This window comes from Roseibium litorale (assembly GCF_014842915.1).
In the GTDB taxonomy this organism is placed as follows: domain Bacteria; phylum Pseudomonadota; class Alphaproteobacteria; order Rhizobiales; family Stappiaceae; genus Roseibium; species Roseibium litorale.
Map to the genome: position 1 here is coordinate 142,004 of NZ_JACYXI010000002.1, position 15,378 is coordinate 157,381.

Genomic DNA, 15,378 nt, shown 5'->3' on the forward strand with positions numbered 1-15,378 from the left:
CAGGCAGATCCGGTCCTTGCCCGGAGCACTTTGAGAACTGCTCCGGGACTGCAGAAGAACCGTTTTGCTCGTTATTTTTCCGGAGATTTCGCAGTCAAAACGTCAAATGCCGGGCAGATATGTGAAAAAGCCTGTTCAATCTGACGTGAAATTGAAATAATAGCCTCGCAGGGCTTCTGTAGCGCCGCTTGTTGCCGACAAATGACTGAAGCCCGGTCTTCCAACAGAACAAGAGATTAAGCGAGCCGTGACCGACTTCCCATCTGACAAGGACGCTCCGGAACCGGCGCTATTTCTCATCCATGTGCTGACCGCATCCGGTGCGCCCATTGCGCTGGTCGCACTTCTCGCCGGTGCCCGCGGCAATTGGGCGGAGATGTTCGCCTGGCTGGGGCTGGCGCTTGTTGTGGATGGTATCGACGGGCCGCTGGCCCGGAAGTTCAATATTGCTGAGCGTCTGCCGCGCTGGTCGGGTGCTTCTCTCGACTTTGTCATTGATTATGCGACCTATGTGTTCCTGCCGGCGTTCGCGCTGTCGGCCAGCAACATGCTGTCCTCGCCCTGGAACTGGATCTGCGGCGGTCTGATTGTTTTCACCGGTGCACTCTATTTCGCGGACAACGGCATGAAGACACCGGAAGGCGCGTTCAAGGGCTTTCCCGCAGTGTGGAACATGGTGGTCTTCGGGCTCATGGCACTTTCGCCGTCCGAAAGTTTCACCATTGTCTTCATTCTCTTCTGCTGCCTTCTGACTTTCGCGCCGGTGAAGTTCATCCATCCGGTGCGCGTCAAGCGCTGGCGGGTGCTGACCCTTTCTGTCACCGCGGTCTGGTTCGTTTCCGCAGGATTCGCGGTTGTCGGCAACATGATTCCCACCGGCATCGCCGCCTGGGCTCTGACAGCCTCCAGCCTCTATCTTTTCGGTGTCTCCGCAGCGCAGCAACTGCTCGACCGGATCCGCTAAGCCATCTCCCGCGATGTGCACAGGGCCGGGTCTGTCTTTGAGGCCCGGCGTTATTGCCGTTTGACCGGCGCTCCCCATATGCTTCCCTCAGAATGGCGACGTTTCGAGAGGCGTATGATGGAATTGCTGTCGAATCCCCAGGTCTGGGCGAGCCTCCTGACCTTGACCGTGATGGAAATCGTTCTCGGCATCGACAACATCGTCTTCATTTCCGTTATTGTCTCGAGGCTTCCCGCCCATATCGCCGACCGGGCGCGCAAGATCGGCCTCGCCTTGGCCTTGGTGTTCCGCATCGCGTTACTGGCGGCCCTCAGCTGGCTCGTCGGCCTCACGGCGCCGCTCTTCTCGGCCTTCGACCTGGACTTTTCCTGGCGTGACTTGATCCTGATCGGCGGGGGCCTGTTCCTTCTGGTCAAGGCGACTCATGAAATCCATAAGGGGATCGAAGGGGAAGACGAGGAGCTCGCGAGCAATCCGGCCGCAGCTGCTGCCAGGGGATTTGCCGGTGTCATCGCCCAGATTATCGTGATCGATCTGGTCTTCTCGATCGATTCCATCATCACCGCCATCGGTATGGCTCAGCATATCGAGATCATGGTGGCTGCCGTCATTCTGGCGATGATGGTGATGTATGCCGCCTCCGGACCGGTCTCCGGATTCATCCAGCGCCACCCGACCACAAAGATGCTGGCCCTGTCTTTCCTGCTTCTGATTGGCGTCTCGCTCATTGCCGACGGGCTCGGGTTCCATATCCCCAGAGGCTACATTTATTTCGCAATGGCCTTTTCCGCAGGCGTGGAAGTCGTCAATGTGCTCGCCAAGTCCCGCAAACAAAAAGCGGAACACGCATCGTCAAAGTAAAGGGGGCCCATCGGGCCGGGAGTTGAAGATATGGTTCATGCCATCCGCGTACACCAGACCGGCGGTCCGGACGTTCTGACATACGAGGAAGTCAGCGTCGGAGAGCCGGGGCCGGGTGAAGCCCGCATCCGCCATAGAGCCATTGGCCTCAACTACATCGACACCTATTTCCGCTCGGGTCTCTATCCGGCGCCAAGTGGCACACCCTTTATTCCCGGCAACGAAGGGGCGGGCGAAGTCGTATCCGTTGGCGAAGGCGTCAATCATGTCAAACCCGGCGACCGTGTCGCCTATGTCGGCCCGCTTGGCTCTTATGCCGAAGAACGGCTGGTGCCTGCGGACCGTCTGGTGGTTCTGCCGGACAGCATTGATGACCGGACTGCGGCGGGCATGATGCTCAAGGGGATGACCGCCCAGTATCTCCTGCGCCAGACCTATGAGGTGACCAAAGACACGGTGCTGCTGTTCCATGCGGCGGCCGGCGGTGTCGGGCTGATTGCCGGACAGTGGGCTGCCCATCTTGGCGCGACCGTCATCGGCACGGCGGGCTCTGCGGAAAAGGTCGAGCTGGCCAAGGCCAACGGCTACACCCATGTGATCAACTACCGGGAAGACAATTTCGTCGAGCAGGTCAAGGAAATCACCGGTGGCAAGGGCTGCGACGTGGTCTATGACAGCGTCGGAAAGGACACTTATCCCGGCTCTCTCGACTGCCTCAAGCCACGCAGCCTCTGGGTCAGCTTCGGGCAATCCTCCGGTCCGATCACGGACTTCAACCTTGGCCTCTTGTCCACCAAGGGCTCACTCTATGCCACCCGTCCGTCCCTGTTCTCCTATATCGCCAGCCGGGCGGACCTGGAGAGGACTGCAGGGGACCTGATCGATGTGGTCTCGCGCGGCATCGTCAAGATCGACGTGAACCAGGAGTATCCGCTGGCAAAAGCAGCTGATGCGCACCGGGATCTGGAAGGCCGCAAGACCACCGGCACCACCGTTCTCATTCCGTGAGCTGGCTGTGAGCGGGGAGGCAGGGGACGAAAAGCCCCAGCGCGCCAGTGCCCGGCAACAGGATAAGGCGCGCAATCTCTATGCCCCGGCCATGCGGTATTTTTCAGTGGTGGCGGAAGCCGGATCGATCCGGGCCGCCTCCCGGGAGCTGAACGTCGCCTCGTCGGCCATCAACCGGCAGATTCTCTGGCTGGAAGACTCGCTCGGACTGCAATTGTTCGAGCGGGTCGGCCGCAGGCTGCGGCTGTCCCAGGCTGGCGAAACCCTGCTTGCCCATGTGAAGCGGACCTACTCTGACTTCGACGCAACCGTTGCCCAGCTTGATGCCCTCAAGGGGCTGAGGCGGGGCACCGTGTCGATTGCCAGCGTCGAGAGCTTCTCCGAAACTCTTCTGCCGGACCTGGTGACCACCTTCAGGAGCCGGTATCCAGGCATTCATGTCAGCGTCACGGTAACCAGTTCCCAGGAAGCGGCCCGGCTGGTGGAGGCGGCGGAAGCCGACGTGGGTTTCACCTTCGACCCGCCGGTCACGTCTTCGCTGACGGTCGCCTTCCATCAGGACTATCAAATCGGCGCTCTCATGGCGCCCGGCCATCCGCTTGCCTCCCAGGAACTGCTGAGCTTGTCGGACTGTCTGAAATACCCCGTCGTTCTGCCTGCACGGGGTCTTTCGATCCGCAGCCGCCTGGACAGCGCCATGTCGCGTCTGAACGGGGCGCCGCGCACCTATGTGGAAGCGAATTCCCTCAGGTTCCTGCGGGCTCTCGTCCGGGGCGATAATGTCGTCGGATTTCAGACCCTTATCGGTATCGAAGATGATCTGCGTGAAGGCCGTCTTGTGTTCCGTCCCCTCAAAGATACCCCCTTGCAGGATGACCGCCTGTCAATTGTGACCAGTTCCCTCCGGGCCCTTGCTCTCGCTCCCGGTATGTTCTTCAATCATGCAGTGATGCTGCTGAACGAGCATCACAGAAATGTTGTTGCCAAAAAGGCAACATGACATCCTGAAATGAGCGCTATTGCTTTGCGCGCAATTCAGGCAAGCTCATGAAAAGTGCAATTGGGGCTGAACGGTTGACGCAGAACAGGTTCAAGACAATCAAGGATGGGCAGGCCGGGCAGAATCTTGTTCCAGCCGTTGATTCTTCACGTCATGGGAGACCGGTGTCATGGGCCGTTTGACAACACATGTTCTGGACACGGCGCTTGGCCGGCCAGCCGAGGGCCTTGCCATAGAACTCTGGGCACTTGACGGCGGAACGAGGCTTGTTTCCAGCCATGTGACCAATGCTGATGGCCGTATCGACGGCCCGATCCTGTCGGGCGATGGCTTTGCATGCGGCACTTACGAATTGCGGTTTGCTGCCGGGGATTACCTGCGCAAGACCGGTCAGGCTCTGCCGGATCCGCTGTTTCTGGATCTCATTCCGATCCGCTTCGGTATCGCCGAGCAGGACGGCCATTATCACGTGCCCTTGTTGCTTTCTCCCTTCGGCTACTCCACCTACAGGGGCAGCTGAGTGATGCGTGACACGATCCGTTTTATCAAGAATGGCGAACTGGTCGAGCTGGCAAATGTCGGGCCAACCGATACGCTGCTCGACTATCTGCGGCTGGAGCGCCGCGAAACCGGCACCAAGGAAGGCTGCGGGGAAGGGGACTGCGGAGCCTGCACCGTTGCCATCGGCAGGCTGACCGAGGGCAGGCTGACCTATTCTCCGGTCAACAGCTGCATTCAGCTGCTCGCCATGATCGACGGCACGGAGCTGGTGACCGTCGAGGACCTTGCCTCGGATGGCAAGTTGCATCCGGTGCAAAGGGCCATGGCAGAGCTCAATGGCTCCCAGTGCGGCTTTTGCACCCCCGGCTTCGTCATGAGCCTTTTCACGCTCTATCATGCGGAAGGCATGTCCCGCAGCCGCAAGGCGGTGACCGAATGGATTGCCGGCAACCTCTGCCGCTGCACCGGCTATCGCCCGATCATCGATGCGGCTCTCGAGAGCTGCTTTGATGCGGCGGACGATGCCTTTGCCTGGCGTGCAACGGAAACCCGCGACAAACTGCGTCAGCTGGCCGACAGCCGGGATATTTTCATCGGTGACAGCACACGCTTCCTGGCATCTCCCGCAAGCCTAGACGGGCTTGCAATGCTCTATCAGCAGCACCCGGATGCAACGCTGGTCGCAGGAGCGACCGATGTAGGTCTCTGGATCACGAAGCACCTCAAGGATCTGCCGAAGGTCATCTGGCTTGGCCGGATCGAAGGCATGAACAGGATTGAGGACAGCCCGGCAGGTCTGCTGATTGGTGCGACCGTTACCTATCAAGCCGCCGAAGCGGCCATACAGCGCTTGTCACCTGATCTTGGCGAATTGTGGAGCCGGATCGGATCGAAACAGGTCCGCGCGTCCGGCACGATTGGCGGCAACATCGCCAACGGCTCTCCCATTGGCGACACGCCCCCCGCGCTGATCGCGCTTGGAACCACGCTGGAACTGCAGGACACGGTCAACTCCCGTGCCTTGGCCCTTGAGGACTACTTCCTAGACTACGGAAAGCAGGACCGGCGCCCGGCCGAGTTCGTCACGGGACTGTTTGTGCCCCGCCCGGATCCGAACCAGATCTTCCGCTGCTACAAGATCTCCAAGCGCTTCGATCAGGATATTTCCTCCGTGATGGGGGCCTTCCTGTTCACGGTCATCGGCGGCACGATCACCGAGGCGCGGATTGCCTATGGCGGCATGGCGGCAACACCGCGCAGGGCCAAGGGCGCAGAAGCCGCGCTCATCAACGCGCAGCTGGAAGATCCGTCCACCTGGGGCGCGGCCATTAAGGCCCTGATGAGCGACTACACGCCCCTGTCCGACATGAGGGCAAGCGCATCCTACCGCATGGAAACGGCGCGGGCGCTGCTCGCCAAGGCGCTTATGGAAGCCAGCGGGTCCGACCCCTCCGGCTTGCGCCTGCGCCCGGCACTTGTCGCACCAGACAAGCCTGAAACACCGGACACGCTGGAGGCCGCAGAATGACCATCTCCGGCACGCCTTCCAACGATGAGCTGCGTCTGGCCCCTGTCCAGACCCATCATGTGCGCAAGCCCCTGAACCATGACAGCGCGGTCAAGCATGTCAGCGGCACGGCAACTTACATCGATGACATTTCGGAGCCAGTTGGGACGTTGCACCTAGCCCCCGGCTGGGCGCGCAATGTGGTGCGCGGGCGCATCCGTTCCCTTGATCTGGAACCGGTGCGCAAGGCCCCTGGGGTCATCGCGGTCCTGACCGCGAAGGACATTCCCGGCATCAACGATTGTTCCGCGGCCTTAGGAGATGACCCGGTTCTGGCGGAAACGGAAATTCTCTTCTACGGTCAGGTTCTCTTCCTGGTGATTGCCGAGACAAGGGATCAGGCCCGCCGGGCCGCCCGTCTGGCCACATTGGTAAGCGATCCCCTGACACCGATCATCACCGCGGAAGATGCGGTTGCCGCTGACATAACGGTGCTTCCCGACTATCAGTTCCGCCGCGGTTCGCCTGAAACAGGCATGACCGCTGCCGAGAACAAGCTCACTGGCGTCTTTCACATCGGCGGCCAGGAGCATTTCTACCTGGAAGGTCAGATCGCCATGGCCCTGCCGCAGGAAGACGGCGGCGTTCTGGTCTATTCCTCAACCCAGCATCCCACCGAAGTCCAGCATACGGTCGCCAAGGTTCTGGGCGTTCCCGATGCGGCCGTGACGACGGAAATCCGGCGCATGGGCGGCGGGTTTGGCGGCAAGGAAAGCCAGGCCAATCAATGGGCGGCGCTGGCAGCATTGGCGGCAACCAAAACCGGACGGGCCTGCAAGCTGCGGCTTGACCGGGACGACGACATGATCATGACCGGCAAGCGGCATGATTTCCGGGTCGAATGGCAGGCTGGTTATGACGGCGAAGGCAGAATCCGGGCCGTGGACATGAATTTCCTCGCCCGCTGCGGCTACTCCGCGGACCTGTCCCTCGGTGTCAACGACCGGACCATGTTCCACGCGGATTCCAGCTATTTCTACCCGGATGCGCTGATCCGCTCCCGGCGGCTCAGGACCGATACCTGTTCCAACACCGCCTTCCGGGGCTTTGGCGGGCCGCAGGGCATGCTGTCGGCAGAACGGATGATCGACGCGATTGCCATCAAGCTCGGCAAGGATCCGCTGGACGTCCGGAAGCTCAATTTCTATGACGCCAGCCGCAACGCGACGCCCTATGGCATGCCGGTGGAAGAGCACGAGGTGCTGCACGACCTGACAGGCCAGCTGGAAGCCAGTTCCCAATATTGGGAACGGCGTGAACAGATCAAGGAATTCAATGCTGTAAGCCCTGTTCTTAAGAAGGGACTTGCGCTGACGCCGGTCAAATTCGGCATTTCCTTCACGCTCAAACACCTCAACCAGGCCGGCGCGCTTGTCCATCTCTACACCGACGGCTCGGTTCATCTGAACCACGGCGGCACGGAGATGGGGCAGGGGCTCTACCAGAAGGTGGCGCAGGTGGTTGCCGATGAACTTGGCGTCACGCTGGACATGGTCAGGATCACCGCGACCAACACCTCCAAGGTGCCGAACACCGGCCCGACGGCGGCGTCCTCCGGCACGGATCTCAATGCGATGGCTGCCCGCAATGCTGCCGTCGCGATCAAGTCACGGCTGGTTGCCTTCCTCAGCGAAGCCCACAAGTGCCCGGCGGATCTGATCGGTTTCCACAACAATCAGGTCCGCCTTGCCGACCGGGTCATTCCGTTGAAACAGGCGGTCAAGGAAGCGCATCTGGCGCGCATTCAGCTGTCCCATGCAGGTTTCTACGCCACACCGCACATCACCTGGGACAGGGACAGTGCCTCGGGCAGGCCTTTCTACTATTTCGCTTATGGGGCGGCCTGCGCCGAAGTCACGGTCGACATTATGACCGGAGAAATGACCGTCGACCGTGTGGATCTGCTGCATGATGTCGGCCACTCGATCAATCCGGCCATCGACATCGGCCAGATCGAGGGCGGTTTCGTTCAGGGCATGGGCTGGCTGACCACGGAAGAGCTGGTCTGGGACGAGGCAGGGCGCCTGCGCACCCATGCGCCGTCCACCTACAAGATCCCGGCTGCTGCGGATATTCCCGCCGATTTCCGCGTCAATCTCTACGAATCCAAGGGCAACCCGCAGGAGACCATCTACCGGTCCAAGGCCGTTGGTGAGCCGCCGGTCATGCTGGCAAATTCCGTCTTCTGTGCCATCACCGATGCCATCGCCAGCCTCAACCCGGGCGTTGTCCCGGACCTTGACGCCCCCGCGACACCGGAAGCCATCATGAAGGCCGTGCAGGCCATCCGGTCCGGAAAGGGCGGTGCCGAATGAGGAAGGTCTGGGCGCCTATTGCAAAGCTGCTGGAAAGCGACGGTGCTTGCGCTCTGATCACCGTTGCCCGGGCGGATGGTTCAACGCCGCGTGAAGCCGGCGCCCGGATGGTTGTCCGCGCTGACGGCGGATATTTCGGCACGATTGGTGGCGGAATGCTGGAGTTTCAGGCCATTTCCTGGGCCCGCGAGGCTCTGGCGGAAGGAACACCGGGCCTGACCATGCGCCGGTTCTCTCTTGGCCCCGACCTTGGCCAATGCTGCGGCGGCCGTGTGAACCTGGCGGTGGAAGTGCTTGTCCGCGAGCAGACGGAGGAAGCACGGGGCTTTGCGGCTCTGGAAGCCTCAGGCCAGTCCTTTCAGACCCTTGCAACCGTCGCCAGTGGCGCTCCCGTCCGCCGCCGCTTGGATGATGACAGCACTGTGATCCCGTTTGCCCTGTCAGAGGATGGGCTTCTGAACGAGGCTTTTGGCAAACCAAAGCGGGTTTTGGCACTGTTCGGCGCAGGTCACGTCGGACGGGCTCTGGTGCTGTCTCTGGCCCAGCAGCCATTTGACGTGACCTGGGTGGACAGCCGCGCGGATGCCTTCCCGCTCGCCGTCCCGGGGAATGTTACGAAGACGCTGACCGAAGATCCCGTTCCGGTTCTCAAAGACATTCCCACTGGGGCGTTCGTTCTGGTGATGACCCATTCTCACGCGCTCGACGAGGAAATTGCCGCTACGGCACTTGGCGCACAGCGCTTTGCCTATGTCGGCGTGATCGGCAGCAAGACCAAGCGGGCCCGTTTCGAAAAACGCCTGGCTTCCCGTGGTCTTTCCAAGCCATTGATTTCCAATCTTGTCTGTCCAATCGGAGCGGACGGGCCAAAATCCAAACTGCCCGCGGCCATCGCCGCAGGGGTGATAGTTGAGCTTCTCATCAGGCATGAGCAAAATCAGGTGAGCGCGTGTGCTGCCGGGGGGCTTGCACAAACATTGGCTCTTGGTCAATAACGCGGCAGCATGGGCGCGAGGGGGCGGTTGAGAGTGGGTGATCAGAACAGGAAAGGCAGGGCCGAAGAAGGTTCCGGAAATCCGTTCAGACGGGCGGACGGCGAGAGCTTGCTGGAAGCCCGGGGACTGACCAAGCGCTTTGGCGATATCCTCGCCAATGACAAGGTGGAGCTGCGCATCAACAAGGGCGAAATCCACGCGCTGCTGGGCGAAAACGGTGCTGGAAAGTCCACGCTCGTCAAGATGTTCTACGGATCTCTGGACCCGGATGGAGGTGAGATCCTGTGGCGCGGCAAGCCGGTGCGCATCTCCAGTCCCGGAGAGGCCCGCGCGCTGGGGATCGGCATGGTCTTCCAGCACTTCTCCCTGTTTGAAGCCCTGACGGTCGTCGAGAACATCGCGCTTGCGTTGCCCGATCCCGGCAACATGAAGCTTCTGGCAGAGCGGATACGGGATGTCTCCGCCGATTACGGCCTGCCGCTCAATCCACAGGACGTTGTGGCTGATTTGCCCGTCGGGATCCGCCAGCGCATCGAGATTGTCCGCTGCCTGCTGCAGGAGCCGGACCTGATCATCATGGATGAGCCTACGTCCGTGCTGACCCCGCAGGAAGCCGACCGGCTGTTCCTGACCCTTCAACGCCTCGCGTCGGAAGGCTGCGCGGTGCTCTACATTTCCCACCGGCTGGAAGAGGTAAAGCGGATCTGCCACCACGCGACGATCCTGCGCCACGGCAAGGTCGTTAGCGAGTGTGATCCCTCCGTTGAAACGCCATCCTCGCTTGCCCGCATGATGGTGGGCTCCGAGGTCATGGTTGTGTCTCAAGGCGCGCTGTCCCTGAAGCGCGGAGATGTCCGCCTCCAGTTGAAAGGATTGTCATCTCCCGCCTTGACGCCTTTCGCGACAGCCCTTTCCAACATTGCTCTCGATGTTCATGCCGGTGAAGTGGTCGCCATCGCAGGCGTTGCCGGAAACGGCCAGAGCGAGCTATTCGATGTTATATCCGGAGAGGTTCCGGTCGAGGCGGACATGCTCCGGATCGACGGCGTGGCTGCGGGCAGGCGCGACATCAACTGGCGCCGGAAGCAGAATGCGGCTTTTGTGCCTGAGGAGCGTCTTGGCCATGGAGCAGTGCCGGGCATGAAGCTGACGGGCAACATTGTACTCACCCGCCACGCCACCAAGGACGGCTTGATTTCCAGCGGTTTTCTCAACCGCACCCGCTCCAGTTCTCTGGAGCAGAAGGTCAAGACCAACTATGACGTCCGGATGTCTCACAATGATCCGGAGGCCCGTTCGCTGTCCGGTGGCAACCTGCAGAAATTCGTCGTTGGCCGGGAACTTGAACGCAATCCCGGGATTCTGGTCGTGAACCAGCCGACCTGGGGGGTGGATGCCGGCGCCTCGGCGCTGATCCGTCAGGCTCTGATCGATTTGGCCAGATCCGGGTCCGCCGTGCTGGTCATCAGCCAGGATCTGGACGAAATCTTTGAAATTGCGGACCGGATCGCCGTTATTTCCCGCGGTCAGCTTTCTCCTGCGGAAGATGCGCAAACCATGACCCGGGAAAAGGTGGGCTTGCTGATGGCAGGCGGTGCCGAAGCCAAGGCGGAGGCAATGTAATGCGGATTGAACTGGTCAAGCGCAAGGAACACAGCCAGCTCATGGCCATGCTCTCGCCGATTGTGGCGGTGGGCCTGACCCTGATCGCCGCTGCGATCCTTTTCTCCCTGTCCGGCAAGGATCCATTGCTGGGTCTGTTCAAATTCTTCATCGAGCCGCTGCTCGACACCTGGTCGCTTCAGGAAGTCATCGTCAAGGCGACCCCGCTGGTGCTGATGGCCTGCGGTCTCAGCGTCTGCTACCTCTCCAACAACTGGAACATCGGAGCAGAAGGGCAATTCGTCGCCGGTGCTCTGTGCGGCTCGGCGCTGCCCATCCTCTATCCGGACTTCGAGACCGCCGCGACCCTGCCTCTGATGCTTGTTTGCGGCATGATCGGCGGCGCGCTCTGGGCATTGATCCCGGCGGTTCTGAAAACCCGCTTCAACACGAATGAGATTCTGACCAGCCTGATGCTGGTCTATGTGGCCAACTTGCTGCTGGACTATCTGGTTCGCGGCCCCTGGCGTGACCCGGATGGCTACAACTTCCCGGAATCGCGCATGTTCTCTGACGCCGCGACCCTGCCCACCATTGGTGACGGCCGCATGAGCATGGCAGCTCCGGTCACACTCGCGGTCGTGATTGTTCTGGCGCTGGTTCTGAGCCGTACTCTGAAGGGGTTCGAGATCCGCGTCATGGGAGAAAGCCCGAGGGCAGGGGCGTTTGCAGGGTTCTCCCGCAAAAAGCTGACCCTGTTTTCCTTTGCGCTGGCTGGGGCTCTGGCGGGACTTGCCGGAACCATGGAGGTTTCCGGGTCGCTCAATCAGCTGCTGCCGACCATTTCTCCAGGCTACGGCTTTACCGCCATCATCGTTGCCTTCCTCGGCCGCCTCAATCCGGTTGCCATCCTGGTCGCTGGCTTTGTTCTGGCCCTGTCCTATATCGGCGGCGAAGCGGTTCAGGCTTCGATGGGCGTCTCCGACAAGATCGCCAATGTCATCCAGGGGCTCCTGCTGTTTTTCGTCCTTGGATGCGACACGTTCATCATGTACCGGCTGAGAGTGGTTTCCACCCATTCTGCCGCTGGCAAGACGGGGGAGTGAGCCATGTTTGAAGCCGTTCTTCTCACGGTCATCACCGCTGCGACCCCGCTTCTCATCGCCGCCATTGGTGAGCTGGTTGTCGAGCGCTCAGGGGTGCTGAACCTCGGCGTCGAAGGCATGATGATCATGGGCGCCGTTGTCGGCTTCGCCGTCGCCAATCAGACCGGGTCCGGAACGCTCGGCGTTCTGGCTGCCATTCTGGCGGGCATGGCCATGTCGGCGCTTTTTGCCTTTCTGGTTCTGCGCCTCGTGACCAATCAGGTCGCCTCAGGGCTGGCGCTCACCATTCTGGGTCTCGGGCTGTCCGGCATGATCGGCGAGAGCTTCATCGGCATTCCGGGGCTGCGCCTGCCTGAACTGCACATTCCGGGCCTGAGCGATCTGCCCTTCATCGGGCCGGTGTTCTTTTCCCATGATGCGGTGGTCTACATCGGCTTCGCTCTGGTGGCGCTCGTCAGCTATGTGCTGTTCCGCACCCGGGTCGGGCTCATCCTGCGTGCCGTTGGCGACAATCACGTCTCGGCCCATGCGCTCGGTTATTCCGTGCTCAAGGTCCGCTTCCTCGCCATTGTCTTTGGCGGCGGCTGTGCTGGCCTTGCCGGGGCCTATATGTCGCTGGCCTACACGCCGCAATGGGTTGAGAACATGGTGTCCGGCCGCGGCTGGATCGCGCTGGCACTGGTCGTCTTTGCCTCGTGGCTGCCGCTGCGGATCATTGCCGGGGCCTATCTCTTCGGAGCGGTCACCGTGCTGACGTTCCACGCCCAGGCGTTCGGCGTCGGCATTCCGTCCCAGTTCCTGTCCTGTCTGCCCTATCTGGCCACGATCGTGGTTCTTGTCGTCATATCGGCAAACCGCAGACTGACACTCGTGAATACGCCGGCCTGCCTCGGCAAGCCGTTCGTTCCGGACCGGTAGCGCGTCTGCCGGTCACTCAAGAACCTGAACCCCCGCGATCGGGTTCCGGTTTCCTCCGCCGATCGCATGACACACGCTAATCCTGAGGGGGATTACCAATGAAGAAGTTCCTGAAAGCAACGGTCGCAGCTGTTGCCTTTGCCGCCGCTTCCAGCGCCGCCTCCGCGGCGGATCTGAAAGCCTGTTTCATTTATATCGGCCCGGTCGGCGACTTCGGCTGGACCTACCAGCACGAACAGGGCCGCAAGGCCGTCGTCGAGCATTTCGGTGAAAAGGTCGAAACCGCCTATCTGGAAAGCGTGCCGGAAGGCCCGGACTCCGAGCGCGCCATCGAGCGTTTTGCCCGCGAAGGCTGCGGCATCATCTTCACCACGTCCTTCGGCTACATGAACCCGACCCTGAAGGTCGCTAAGAAGTATCCGGACGTGAAGTTCGAACATGCGACCGGCTACAAGACTGCCGACAACGTCGCCACCTATAACTCGAAGTTCCACGAAGGCCGCTACATCATCGGCCAGATCGCGGCCAAGCAGTCCAAGACCGGCACGGCCGGCTACATTGCCTCCTTCCCGATCCCCGAAGTCGTCGCTGGCATTAACGCCTTCCTGCTGGGCGCCCAGTCCGTCAACCCGGACTTCAAGCTGAAGGTCGTCTGGGTCAACTCCTGGTTCGACCCGGGCAAGGAAGCAGATGCTGCCAAGGCCCTCATCGACCAGGGCGCCGACATCATCACCCAGCACACCGACTCCACAGCTCCCCTGCAGGTTGCGGAAGAGCGCGGCGTCCACGGCTTCGGTCAGGCCTCCGACATGATCGCCTTTGCGCCGAAGGCCCAGTACACCGCCATCGTCGACAACTGGGGCCCCTATTACATCGAGCGCATCCAGGAAGTGCTCGACGGCACCTGGAAGAGCACCCAGACCTGGGGCGGCTTGAAGGAAGGCCACGTCGTGATGGCGCCTTACACCAACCTGCCGGATGACGTTGTCGCCATGGCCAAGGAAACACAGGCCAAGATCGAAGGCGGCTGGGAGCCTTTCACCGGCCCGCTCACCAAGCAGGACGGAACGGAAGCTGCAGCTGACGGCGTTCGTCTCGACGATGGCGCGATCCTCGGCATGAACTGGTACGTCAAGGGCGTCGACGACAAGCTGCCGCAGTAAGCTTTGACCTGACATCACAATGGGAGTGCCCGTCCGCGGGCATTCCCGGCCAGCGGCAGATGACCCGGCTCCGCCCAGGAGGCCGTGAGAGAACTGCCGTCAAACTGACATGCCGGACGGGGCAGGGGTCTCTCTGGTTTTCCTGACACACACATCATGGACGCACGCCGATGACCTTTGCCTTTGCAATGGACTGGATGAACCTTCTTTTCCGGTGGGCCCACCTCATCGTCGGTATCGGCTGGATCGGCACGTCCTTCTATTTCATTGCCCTTGACCTGTCCTTGCGCAAACGCCCGCAGATGAAGGAAGGGGTGGCCGGCACCGCCTGGGAAGTGCATGGCGGCGGCTTCTACCATGTCGAGAAATATCTGGTCGCTCCCAAGGAGCTGCCGGAAGACCTGATCTGGTACAAGTGGGAGGCCTATCTCACCTGGATGACGGGCTTTGCGCTTCTGGTGGTGCAATATTACGCCAATGCCTCGGCCTATCTGATCGACCCGTCGGTTCTGGAACTGACACCCGGCGAAGCCGTGCTCATTTCCATGCTGTCCCTTGGCGGTGGCTGGCTGATTTATGACCGGCTGTGCAAGTCGCCCATCGGCCGCAGCACGCCTCTCCTGGCAGCCTGCCTCTTTGTCCTGATCGTGGGCGCGGCCTATCTCTTCACCCATGTGTTTTCAGGCCGCGGCGCCCTGATTCATGTCGGCGCTTTCGTCGGCACCATCATGGCGGTGAACGTCTTCGGCATCATCATTCCGAACCAGAAGAAAATCACGGCCAGCCTGCTCGCCGGGCAGGCGCCGGATCCCCGCCTTGGCGCCATCGGCAAGCAGCGCTCCGTTCACAACAATTACCTGACCCTGCCGGTCCTGCTGATGATGGTCTCCAACCATTATCCGATGCTGACCGGCCATCCCCAGTCCTGGCTGCTGGTGGCGCTGATCCTGGTCATCGGCGGCATGGTCCGGCATTTCCTGAACCGGCATGACGCGGGCGATGCCTTTGGCAAGTTCTGGTGGTCACTGCCTCTGGCGGCTGTTGGCCTGATCGCCGCCATGATCATGACGGCGCCGAAAGACTTCAGCGGCGCCGATCAGGTGTCCGATGCAACGGTCAAGACCCTGATCACCACCCATTGCGCCATGTGCCACGCGGCAACACCGACCCATGAAGGCTTCGAGGAAGCGCCCAAGGGCATTCACCTGGAAAGCGTTGCGGACCTGCGCCGCTATGCCGATCAGGTCATGGCCCAGGCGGTGCAGTCCGATGCGATGCCGCTCGGCAACGAAACCGGAATGACCGACGAAGACCGCGCAACCCTGGGCGCCTGGATTGCTCAGCAGAAGAAGTGACCCATAACCTGAAACTAGACCAG

General features: G+C 61.2%; 13 protein-coding genes. All 13 read left to right on the forward strand.

Going from position 1 to position 15,378, the window contains the following annotated elements; genetic code table 11:
* The first annotated feature begins 247 nt into the window (after nucleotides 1-247).
* The 13 genes from IG616_RS04660 to IG616_RS04720 all read left to right on the forward strand — a co-directional run bounded on the left by IG616_RS04660 (nucleotide 248) and on the right by IG616_RS04720 (nucleotide 15,355).
* Nucleotides 248-964, forward strand: a complete 717-nt coding sequence (locus IG616_RS04660) for a CDP-alcohol phosphatidyltransferase family protein (RefSeq protein WP_192146964.1) — start codon at nucleotides 248-250, stop codon at nucleotides 962-964.
* Nucleotides 965-1,078: 114 nt separating this feature from the next.
* Nucleotides 1,079-1,825 (forward strand): TerC family protein, encoded by a 747-nt coding sequence (locus IG616_RS04665; RefSeq protein WP_192146966.1) that lies wholly within the window; start codon nucleotides 1,079-1,081, stop codon nucleotides 1,823-1,825.
* A gap of 30 nt (nucleotides 1,826-1,855) precedes the next feature.
* The gene (locus tag IG616_RS04670; RefSeq protein WP_192146968.1) at nucleotides 1,856-2,833 is read left to right on the forward strand and encodes a quinone oxidoreductase family protein; all 978 of its coding nucleotides are present in this window, start codon (nucleotides 1,856-1,858) and stop codon (nucleotides 2,831-2,833) included.
* A gap of 7 nt (nucleotides 2,834-2,840) precedes the next feature.
* Nucleotides 2,841-3,833 carry a LysR family transcriptional regulator gene (locus IG616_RS04675; protein ID WP_209007285.1) on the forward strand — a complete coding sequence of 331 codons (993 nt, stop codon included), beginning with the start codon at nucleotides 2,841-2,843 and terminating at the stop codon, nucleotides 3,831-3,833.
* Between the two features lie 169 nt (nucleotides 3,834-4,002).
* A complete protein-coding gene (uraH, locus tag IG616_RS04680) occupies nucleotides 4,003-4,353 on the forward strand; it encodes a hydroxyisourate hydrolase (RefSeq protein WP_192146974.1) in 351 nt (116 codons plus the stop codon).
* Between the two features lie 3 nt (nucleotides 4,354-4,356).
* Complete coding sequence (gene xdhA, locus IG616_RS04685) at nucleotides 4,357-5,862, forward strand: xanthine dehydrogenase small subunit (protein ID WP_192146976.1); 1,506 nt, start codon at nucleotides 4,357-4,359, stop codon at nucleotides 5,860-5,862.
* Nucleotides 5,859-8,216 (forward strand): xanthine dehydrogenase molybdopterin binding subunit, encoded by a 2,358-nt coding sequence (gene xdhB / locus IG616_RS04690; RefSeq protein WP_192146978.1) that lies wholly within the window; start codon nucleotides 5,859-5,861, stop codon nucleotides 8,214-8,216. Before xdhA ends, xdhB begins: the two co-directional genes overlap by 4 nt.
* Nucleotides 8,213-9,211, forward strand: coding sequence for a xanthine dehydrogenase accessory protein XdhC (xdhC, locus tag IG616_RS04695; protein WP_192146980.1), 999 nt, complete (start codon nucleotides 8,213-8,215; stop codon nucleotides 9,209-9,211). The genes xdhB and xdhC overlap by 4 nt, the downstream gene beginning before the upstream one ends.
* 111 nt (nucleotides 9,212-9,322) lie before the next feature.
* Nucleotides 9,323-10,834 carry an ABC transporter ATP-binding protein gene (locus tag IG616_RS04700; protein ID WP_246476131.1) on the forward strand — a complete coding sequence of 504 codons (1,512 nt, stop codon included), beginning with the start codon at nucleotides 9,323-9,325 and terminating at the stop codon, nucleotides 10,832-10,834.
* Nucleotides 10,834-11,919, forward strand: a complete 1,086-nt coding sequence (locus IG616_RS04705) for an ABC transporter permease (RefSeq protein ID WP_192146984.1) — start codon at nucleotides 10,834-10,836, stop codon at nucleotides 11,917-11,919. The genes IG616_RS04700 and IG616_RS04705 overlap by 1 nt, the downstream gene beginning before the upstream one ends.
* 3 nt (nucleotides 11,920-11,922) lie before the next feature.
* Nucleotides 11,923-12,837 (forward strand): ABC transporter permease, encoded by a 915-nt coding sequence (locus tag IG616_RS04710; RefSeq protein WP_192146985.1) that lies wholly within the window; start codon nucleotides 11,923-11,925, stop codon nucleotides 12,835-12,837.
* A 98-nt stretch (nucleotides 12,838-12,935) separates the two neighbouring features.
* A complete protein-coding gene (locus IG616_RS04715; protein WP_192146986.1) occupies nucleotides 12,936-14,000 on the forward strand; it encodes a BMP family ABC transporter substrate-binding protein in 1,065 nt (354 codons plus the stop codon).
* A gap of 170 nt (nucleotides 14,001-14,170) precedes the next feature.
* The gene (locus IG616_RS04720) at nucleotides 14,171-15,355 is read left to right on the forward strand and encodes a urate hydroxylase PuuD (RefSeq protein WP_192146987.1); all 1,185 of its coding nucleotides are present in this window, start codon (nucleotides 14,171-14,173) and stop codon (nucleotides 15,353-15,355) included.
* Nucleotides 15,356-15,378 lie beyond the last annotated feature (23 nt).

What these genes read in the sequence shown, in the direction of transcription:
- IG616_RS04665 (WP_192146966.1), top strand. Translation starts at nt 1,079, where the DNA reads ATGATGGAATTGCTGTCGAATCCCCAGGTCTGGGCGAGCCTCCTGACC.
- IG616_RS04670 (WP_192146968.1), top strand. Translation starts at nt 1,856, where the DNA reads ATGGTTCATGCCATCCGCGTACACCAGACCGGCGGTCCGGACGTTCTG.
- uraH (WP_192146974.1), top strand. Translation starts at nt 4,003, where the DNA reads ATGGGCCGTTTGACAACACATGTTCTGGACACGGCGCTTGGCCGGCCA.
- xdhA (WP_192146976.1), top strand. Translation starts at nt 4,357, where the DNA reads ATGCGTGACACGATCCGTTTTATCAAGAATGGCGAACTGGTCGAGCTG.
- xdhB (WP_192146978.1), top strand. Translation starts at nt 5,859, where the DNA reads ATGACCATCTCCGGCACGCCTTCCAACGATGAGCTGCGTCTGGCCCCT.
- xdhC (WP_192146980.1), top strand. Translation starts at nt 8,213, where the DNA reads ATGAGGAAGGTCTGGGCGCCTATTGCAAAGCTGCTGGAAAGCGACGGT.
- IG616_RS04705 (WP_192146984.1), top strand. Translation starts at nt 10,834, where the DNA reads ATGCGGATTGAACTGGTCAAGCGCAAGGAACACAGCCAGCTCATGGCC.
- IG616_RS04710 (WP_192146985.1), top strand. Translation starts at nt 11,923, where the DNA reads ATGTTTGAAGCCGTTCTTCTCACGGTCATCACCGCTGCGACCCCGCTT.
- IG616_RS04715 (WP_192146986.1), top strand. Translation starts at nt 12,936, where the DNA reads ATGAAGAAGTTCCTGAAAGCAACGGTCGCAGCTGTTGCCTTTGCCGCC.
- IG616_RS04720 (WP_192146987.1), top strand. Translation starts at nt 14,171, where the DNA reads ATGACCTTTGCCTTTGCAATGGACTGGATGAACCTTCTTTTCCGGTGG.